Consider the following 7,534-nt stretch of genomic DNA (forward strand, 5'->3'; position numbering starts at 1 on the left):
TGGATAAAAAATCAGATAATGTTAGTGGAAAGTTTGTTATCTGATCTTCTTTTTGAAAGTTCATGCAACTCTGATTAATTTTGTGTAAATATTAAATACTAGAACGAATCATAATTGCATTCTACTACATATGGTTTTCCTATATGTTATGGTGTGATACATGCACATATCTTAAATAGAAATGTACGGGATTAAACATATTGTGAGAGGGGAATTCAAACCTAATACACAAGTGCTTGTACGAATTGCAGAGTTGTTCTTGGAGAATAATTCGATTAAAAAAACACACCTGCATTTTGCATCGCGAACAGACTGGAGTTCCTTTGAGAGATATCTAAATTGGTTACAAGACAAGAACTACATTGAATGCTATGATGAAAATAAACATATGTACAGATTAACTAATCGTGGAAGGGAAGTGATTAATGCTGTGCTTATGTTACGTGATGATATTAAAAAACTCCAATTACTAATCAGTGTCTAAAATCTATTTTTTGTAATGTATTGTTATTTTAGTTGAAATTTAATTTTATGATAATCTAGTACGGAACTGTTGCATGATAATTTATTTTTCCGATTTAAGTTTTACTCAGTTCACTAGCTAGTTCACTGAGCGTGTCTTATTAACTATTTTAAGAATTTCACAGAGTAATGACATATAATACAATCCAAAGAAAGATTGGAATTGCAACAATAGTAATAACATTACTCCTAGCAACTTCAGGTATGATAGGACAAACACCAAATGCAAATGCACTCGCACACAGCTCAAACGTCGCATATGTTTTTGATTTTGGTACTGGCATAAGTGACACCAGTGGACCTGGTGCCGGATCCAGTATCCTTGTCAATGCAGTCAACGGCGTAGCAATTTCCTCAGGTGGTACATATACAACATCTAGTGGAAATGCTGCAACTATATCAGACGTACCAGTGAGTACAGTAGATTCTGGTGGCCTTGGAGCCATTTCGGGATTTGATACTGTAATACTCTATGAAGTGTGTGATATAGCAAGTCATCCAAATCTCATTACCGCATTGAACACGTATCTTGCCAACGGTGATGGCAAAGTGATGATATTTGATGGTGACCGCTGTGCAACCAGTGTTGCCGGAGTTCCTGATTACAGTACGTTCTTGTTCCCATTTACGTCAAGTAATCCGGGCCCCGTAGGAGCATCAGGTTCAATAACTTTTGTTGAATCAGAGAGCTCTCCTGCAACATTGACAAGTGGTATCTCCACCGGACCAGTAACAACAACTGATGCCGTGGGTGATTCTAACACATTTACGTCAAATGCAGGTGGATGGTGTGCAGCCCTTGATGGCACTAATGCCCTTGGAGCAAATAGCATTCAGGTAGGCTATGTGAGAACTGCAAATGGTGGTTTGGCCATATATAATGGTCAGGACACTTGGTTCACATTTGGACCCAATGCGTTTGACAAGCAAGTCTTTGACAACATGCTTGACCAACCCTTCAATCCTGATAGTCTGCCATGTGGAGTTCCAGTAACCGGAATCAAACTTGATCCGTTGACAGCAACAAACCCTGCTGGTGCAAGTCACACTGTTACAGCAACAGTGTCAAATAGTACTGGTGGTCCTGTCTCTGGAGTAACTGTCACCTTTACAGTACAGAGTGGTCCTAATGCAGGTGTGACCGGAACAGCAGTATCTGATGCAAGCGGTCATGCAACATTTACCTATTCTGATACAGGTGGAGTTGGAATGGACACAATAGTAGCTGTCTTCCACGATTCTACCGGTGGCACACACACAAGTAATACAGTTGAAAAGACTTGGGTAGCTCCACCAAGAGCAACCACTGTAGTGACAACATCAAGTCAAACTGGTAATGTGATTCCTGGTACATCTGTGAGCGACTCTGCTAATGTGAAAGGTTCTGGTACAACACCACTTCCAGATCTAACTGGATCCATAACCTATCAGATATGCGGCCCTAACACAAGTGCGTCAACATCATTGAATTGTGCAGCAGCGGGTACGGTTGCCATAACAACTCCTAACGGAGGTACCTTTACAGCTGTCTCATCAGCACAATCTCCGACAGCACCTGGTTCGTATTGCTGGACTGCCACATACACCCCTACAGGCTCTGTATACTCCACATCAAATAGCACAACAACTACAAATGAGTGCTTTAATGTGTTGACACCATTTACTCAGGGCAAAATGACTGGAGGAGGTAGCGTAACTGATACTAGTGGTACTCCAAACACAAAGGTAACACATGGCTTTGAGCTCTACTGTAATGTAAACAAAGGTCCTAACAACCTAGAGATTAACTGGGGCGCAGGAAACAAATTCCATCTTGACAGTCTGACATCAGCTATCTGTGTAAATGATCCTGCAATATCATCAACTCCACCCGTAGCAGGATTTAACACCTATGTGGGTACCGGAACTGGTAGCTACAACGGCGTAGCTGGAGCAACAGCTCAGTGGACATTTACAGATGCTGGAGAACCTGGCACAAACGACCATGCAAAGATGATTGTCACCGATAGTGGTGGAAATATCGTCTTAGCAGTATCTGGTAACCTGCAACACGGAAACCAACAGGCTCATAACCACTAACTCTTCCTCTTTTTTATTTTTTCAAACTACAAATATGTATTGTATCAAGCATTACAAGATTGTTCTATATGTTTTCTAATTGCATCATTAATTATCTTTGAAAGTTCTGAATGATTAAATCCAATCAAGTTTTGATGTAATAAACATTCTAGAACAATTTACTGGATTTCAACGCAACCGTTTTTATAATTGCCAATTACAAAATCAATAATGTCTACCTCAGAATCAAACTCTATTGCTTGCTCCCTACTCATAGATTTGAAAGGATGTCAAGAATTAAAAAAACTCAAGACTGGGACTCAATATTCAATAGATCTGAGTAATGAACCTAGCATAATCTTCAAAGATTCCGTTGGAAACAAAAAAGAGATGAAATTCAAGCAAAATTGTACTGTTACTATAACTTCTGAAAAGATACTTTACAACCGTGATGACGTCACAATAAAGTCTGTTTGATGTATACCATGAGAATACTTATGGGTGCCTAAAAATCAGGTATTTCATACATGGAAAATCTACTTAACAACGAGGAAATTGATTGGCTAATCAAATTCTTGGCAGGCAAGGGTAGCAATGACGAGATAATTGACAAAATAGTCCGAATAACTACCAAGCTTGAAAAAATGAAGCGCCGATAAAAGATACGATATCCTCTTTAGGCATTTCAAGTTTTTTCAAATATTTTATACGGTAAATTTATCCAACTTGGCATAAAGTTTAATTCAACAATTAAAACAAAAACAAAACATGCGAATATTACAATTACACTGTGATTATGTAGAGTATACTCCGGTAAAAAAAGAAATAAAATCTGCAGAAGAGCTCGAACCGCAGTCAAAACGGTTTGAAGAGATCGTAGTTGCATTTGTGGCAGTAGAAGAGTCAGATAATGAAGATGTTGCAAAAAAGGCAATTAATGAAATTTCTGAATCAATGAAAAAAGTTGGCTGTGCCAAATTATTATTGTACCCTTATGCACATCTTAGCTCAAAACTAGCATCCCCAACTACAGCATTGTTGTTACTTCAAACAATGGAAAAAAATGCACCTGGTCTAGAAGTAAATCGTGCCCCATTTGGTTGGACAAAATCATACAAACTCCAAGTCAAGGGTCACCCACTTGCAGAGAATTCTAAAACAATAACTGCTGGAGAAGAAAAGGAATCGTCATCTAATGCACTAAAAGCAGAATCCAAGATCAAATCATATTGGCACATACTCACACCTGATGGACAATTACACGATATTGACAAGTTCAATTTTGCAAAATATCCAAATCTTGAGGTATTGGCAAAATACGAAGCTGCTAAAAAAAGAGCAGTAGACGAGCCGCCGCCTCATGTAAAACTGATGAAAAAACTAGCCATTGCAGATTACGAGCCTGCATCTGATGCTGGCAACATGAGATTCTATCCAAATGGTAGACTCATGAAATCATTGATTGAAAGATATGTAACAGACAAGGTGATGGAGTATGGTGGATTTGAAGTTGAAACACCAATCATGTATGATTCACATCATCCGAGCATGGAAAGTTATTTCCACAGATTTCCTGCACGACAATACAGCATAGATTCTGAAGGAAAACATCTCTTTCTAAGATTTGCAGCATGTTTTGGCCAATTCTTGATGGCAAAAGATTTCCAGTTGTCATACAAGAATTTGCCATTAAAGCTGTATGAGCTTACAAGATATAGTTTCAGAAGAGAACAGTCAGGTGAACTTGTAGGTCTCAGGAGATTACGTGCTTTTACAATGCCTGATTGTCATGCAATGTGTATGGACATGAATCAAGCAAAAGAGGAATTTAGAAAAAGATTTGATCTGTCAAGAGATGTGATAAAAGGACTAGGTATCGAGGACAAGGATTACGAAATGGCCATTAGGTTTACAGAAGAATTTTNAGTAGGTCTTAGACGATTGCGTGCTTTTACAATGCCAGATTGTCACGCAATGTGCATGGACATGAACCAAGCAAAAGAGGAATTTAGAAAAAGATTTGATCTATCCCGAGATGTGATAAAAGGACTAGGTATTGAGGATAAAGATTATGAAATGGCCATTAGATTTACAGAAGAATTTTACAATGAAAACAAATCGCTAATTGAAGAGATTGTGGCAAAACTTGGAAAACCCGTGCTTGTTGAAATGTGGAAAGAACGATTTTTCTATTTTGTACTAAAATGGGAATTCAATTACGTAGACAACCTAGGAAAGGCATCTGCCTTGTCTACTGACCAAATTGACGTGGAAAACGGCAAAAGATATGCCATTGATTTCATGGATGAGACCAACAAACCACAAAACCCTATAATTTTACACAACTCGCCTAGCGGTGCAATTGAGAGAGTGATATACACGTTATTGGAAAAAGCTGCAACGGACCAAAGAGAGGGAAGAAAACCAATGTTCCCATTGTGGCTTGCACCGACCCAGGTACGATTGATTCCAGTAAAACCTGAATTTTTAGACCATTGCGAAAAACTTGCTGACAGACTCACAGAAAGTAACATTCGTGTAGATGTAGATGACAGAAACGAGAGTGTTGGAAAAAGCATCAGGGATGCTGAAACCGAATGGATACGATACATCATAGTCATTGGAGAAANTGAGAGCGTTGGAAAAAGCATTAGAGATGCAGAAACCGAATGGATACGATACATCATAGTCATTGGAGAAAAAGAAGTCAACTCTACAACACTGTCAATCCGAGATAGAAAATCAAAAGATCCTCAAAATCTATCAGTTGAGGAATTTATCGCAAGTATTCAAGAAGAGACCAAGGGAAAACCATTCATGCGAATAAACATGGGTCGAAGTGTGGCAAAAAGACCGCAGATAATGGTATAATCATGATGCATCAAGATCTCGTGGGTCAAGTTGCAGCGATTTGTTGAAACATTCTAGAGCTTCGTCATATCTTCCCAAACCACGCAGTGCAATACCTTTCTTGTTTAACAGACTAGGGTTATTTGGCTGCATTATGACTGCTTGTTCAAAAAAACTCAGTGCTTTTTCAAAATCTCCATCAATTATCAGTTGGTCTCCCTTCTTGACAAGATCTGAAATATCAGATTCCACTAGAAATGATATGTTGTATCTACCTTAAGTCACTTGCGGGACAAGTTCATTGCAATGACTTCGGACATTAATTTTGCTGCAACTGATGCCGTTGCACCGTTATCATATTGGGGACACAGTTCAACGATATCCATGCATCGTATGGTGTTTCCTTCAAGCGCATATATCATGTCAAACAGTTCACGTGAGGTGATTCCCATTGCCTCTGGGTTGCCAACTCCTGGTGCAAATGCTGGGTCTAGCACATCCAAGTCAATGCTGACATAGATTTTATCAAAAGTTGACATGAAATCTTTTACCATCTTTGGGCTCTGCCTTCTCGAATGTCTTTGTCTGTTACAACATTTACCTTGTGTTCTGTCTTGAATGCAAGTTCTTCTTTGACAAATGATCTTGCCCCAACATGGACAATGTTTTCAGCTCCTCGTTTTTCTATTATTCTTCTAAGATAAGCCGCATGACTTAGTTTGATATCTGCATATTCGTCTCTTAAATCATAATGCGCATCAAATACAATGTAACCGGTCTCTTTTGGAAATGCCATGTAGGTGCCATAAGTAATCAAGTGTTCTCCTCCTAAAATTATCATCTGCTTGTCTCTTGCAGCAAGCTCTGTAGTTATTTTACCAATCATATCAAGAACTTCGGTTGCAACTACTGTATGGTACGTATTTCCAAGATCTTCAATATTGACACTTTCCAAATCTACGTTAAATCTTGTTGAAAATATCTCGATGTTGTTGAATGCTTGTCGTACTGCGTCTGGGCCAAATCTTGTTCCAGGCCTAAAGGAATGGGTAGAATCAAATGGAATTCCATAGACTATGGCAGATACTTCGCCGTCTTCACTAGGACTTGTAATTAGCGGATTTCTATTCATGTATAAATCAAGAAAACTCATTTGTGTATCGCTCATCATTTTGTAGTGATATAATAATATTTCAGATCAATGACTTTTTTGGATAAATAAAAAATGGGCCTTTTGGAGATGACACAATGACTGGACTCCAAAAACCCTTTTTGGTGTGGATTTGAAAGTGTAGTAGATCAGCAAGTAAAATTGTTCGAATTTGGATTAGTTGAAAATAACCTAGTTGCAGACAACGTTTCTTGCGATCAGACTACATTTTAGGTGAACCTGTTCATCGCTTGCCTTTCTGCAATGAGTACAGGCAAACTGGTTTACCTCGCTACATACGGTGCAACGTTGGAATTCTTCCATTGTAACACCACAGTTTCTACATGAATCTTTTCGCATACATGTAATTTCTACAACTTTCTTTATAAATTTTAGTACTGATAGACTTGACACACTAGTATAAACATTTGACCACTTTTTGCCCATACTGATGGGGTGATTTTAGCGCCTTTTGGGCTAATTCGATCAAACACTTTCTATTTCCAAAAGAATTGGTCAAGTCCAGTCTGTTTGGGTTCCCCAATAAGGCTTGNGCTCATCTTCAAGCAATTTTAATGCCTTTTTAGGCTAATTCGATCAAATGTGTTCTATTTCCAAAAGAACTGGTCAAGTCCAGTCTGTTTGGGTTCCCCAATAAGGCTTGCAAAATCAAGGTCCATCGAAGATAAAATCTGATCAAACGTACTTTCCATGAATTCCATGTATTTTGGAGTGTCAACCTCGTCAGGTCTTGCCAGTTCCAGTGGTTTTACCCCTGGTTTGTTGATTATCTTGACATAATCTATGATATCTCCCTTTTTTATTTCGCGTATGTGTTCTAACAGCTTGGCAGCCCGGATGTGTTGTGGTACTGTCTTGACATATTCTGCAGGAGCCTTGCTTATCATAACATGAAATGCAAGTTCTGCAAGAGGAATCTGTCGAGCTTTTAGT

Annotated in this window: 7 protein-coding genes and 4 pseudogenes; 7 read left to right on the forward strand and 4 right to left on the reverse strand. The window is 38.7% G+C overall.

Annotated features, from left to right (window positions below):
- The first annotated feature begins 181 nt into the window (after positions 1-181).
- From DYY66_RS16115 to DYY66_RS14195, 7 genes and pseudogenes are all read left to right on the forward strand, one after another.
- The gene (locus DYY66_RS16115; protein WP_394352578.1) at positions 182-484 is read left to right on the forward strand and encodes a winged helix-turn-helix domain-containing protein; all 303 of its coding nucleotides are present in this window, start codon (positions 182-184) and stop codon (positions 482-484) included.
- Positions 485-651: 167 nt separating this feature from the next.
- Positions 652-2,601 carry an Ig-like domain-containing protein gene (locus DYY66_RS04970; RefSeq protein ID WP_166286734.1) on the forward strand — a complete coding sequence of 650 codons (1,950 nt, stop codon included), beginning with the start codon at positions 652-654 and terminating at the stop codon, positions 2,599-2,601.
- A 210-nt stretch (positions 2,602-2,811) separates the two neighbouring features.
- Complete coding sequence (locus tag DYY66_RS04975) at positions 2,812-3,057, forward strand: hypothetical protein (RefSeq protein ID WP_166286736.1); 246 nt, start codon at positions 2,812-2,814, stop codon at positions 3,055-3,057.
- Positions 3,058-3,107: 50 nt separating this feature from the next.
- A complete protein-coding gene (locus DYY66_RS14190; protein WP_255496115.1) occupies positions 3,108-3,239 on the forward strand; it encodes a hypothetical protein in 132 nt (43 codons plus the stop codon).
- 109 nt (positions 3,240-3,348) lie between these two features.
- The coding region (locus DYY66_RS04980) for a threonine--tRNA ligase (RefSeq protein ID WP_166286742.1) at positions 3,349-4,504 on the forward strand (1,156 nt) is incomplete at its 3' end.
- 1 nt (position 4,505) lies between these two features.
- A pseudogene (locus tag DYY66_RS04985) lies at positions 4,506-5,209 on the forward strand (His/Gly/Thr/Pro-type tRNA ligase C-terminal domain-containing protein); the annotation flags it as partial.
- A 1-nt stretch (position 5,210) separates the two neighbouring features.
- Positions 5,211-5,451: pseudogene (locus DYY66_RS14195) on the forward strand (His/Gly/Thr/Pro-type tRNA ligase C-terminal domain-containing protein); the annotation flags it as partial.
- Here the strand turns inward: DYY66_RS14195 and DYY66_RS04990 are convergent.
- The 4 genes and pseudogenes from DYY66_RS04990 to DYY66_RS05005 all read right to left on the reverse strand — a co-directional run.
- Positions 5,452-5,682, reverse strand: a complete 231-nt coding sequence (locus DYY66_RS04990) for a tetratricopeptide repeat protein (RefSeq protein ID WP_166286738.1) — start codon at positions 5,680-5,682, stop codon at positions 5,452-5,454.
- A gap of 29 nt (positions 5,683-5,711) precedes the next feature.
- A pseudogene (speB, locus tag DYY66_RS04995) lies at positions 5,712-6,583 on the reverse strand (agmatinase).
- Between the two features lie 189 nt (positions 6,584-6,772).
- Positions 6,773-6,940, reverse strand: coding sequence for a hypothetical protein (locus DYY66_RS05000; protein ID WP_166286740.1), 168 nt, complete (start codon positions 6,938-6,940; stop codon positions 6,773-6,775).
- 248 nt (positions 6,941-7,188) lie between these two features.
- Positions 7,189-7,534, reverse strand: a pseudogene (locus tag DYY66_RS05005) (DNA mismatch repair protein MutH); the annotation flags it as partial.

The organism is Candidatus Nitrosotalea sp. FS, assembly GCF_011319475.1.
In the GTDB taxonomy this organism is placed as follows: Archaea; Thermoproteota; Nitrososphaeria; order Nitrososphaerales; family Nitrosopumilaceae; genus Nitrosotalea.

Coding starts and splice junctions, on each gene's coding strand:
- DYY66_RS04970 (WP_166286734.1), top strand. CDS start 652: ATGACATATAATACAATCCAAAGAAAGATTGGAATTGCAACAATAGTA.
- DYY66_RS14190 (WP_255496115.1), top strand. CDS start 3,108: ATGGAAAATCTACTTAACAACGAGGAAATTGATTGGCTAATCAAATTC.
- DYY66_RS16115 (WP_394352578.1), top strand. CDS start 182: ATGTACGGGATTAAACATATTGTGAGAGGGGAATTCAAACCTAATACA.
- DYY66_RS04975 (WP_166286736.1), top strand. CDS start 2,812: ATGTCTACCTCAGAATCAAACTCTATTGCTTGCTCCCTACTCATAGAT.
- DYY66_RS05000 (WP_166286740.1), bottom strand. CDS start 6,940: ATGCGAAAAGATTCATGTAGAAACTGTGGTGTTACAATGGAAGAATTC.